Raw genomic sequence first — 254 nt, 5'->3', positions numbered from 1 at the left:
TCTGGAACGGCTGCCGCTACAACCGTTTAGTCAAATTAGCCAACTGCTCCCGCATCGCTGGGCCACCGTACAATAATTCTCACCACGATAAAGTCGTTCGGTCAACATGAGTTCGCCGGGCGGTTACAGTCAGGCAATACCTGACTGTCATGGACATTGGCACCCGTTGCGACAACGCTGTGTATCAATTTGGTCTTGCTGTCCACACCAATATGACCCTTCATACCAAAGTGCCATTGATTCCCTTTTTTGGT

At 50.0% G+C, this 254-nt stretch carries 1 pseudogene; it reads right to left on the bottom strand.

The window, feature by feature from the left end:
* Nucleotides 1-128: 128 nt before the first annotated feature.
* Nucleotides 129-254 (bottom strand): annotated as a pseudogene (locus ACO0LB_RS21065) (transposase); the annotation flags it as partial.

This window comes from Undibacterium sp. SXout7W (genome assembly GCF_049339385.1).
Taxonomy (GTDB): Bacteria; Pseudomonadota; Gammaproteobacteria; order Burkholderiales; family Burkholderiaceae_D; genus Undibacterium.
The sequence above is the reverse complement of the archived record's forward strand: the minus strand, read 5'-3'. Positions and strand labels throughout refer to the sequence as shown.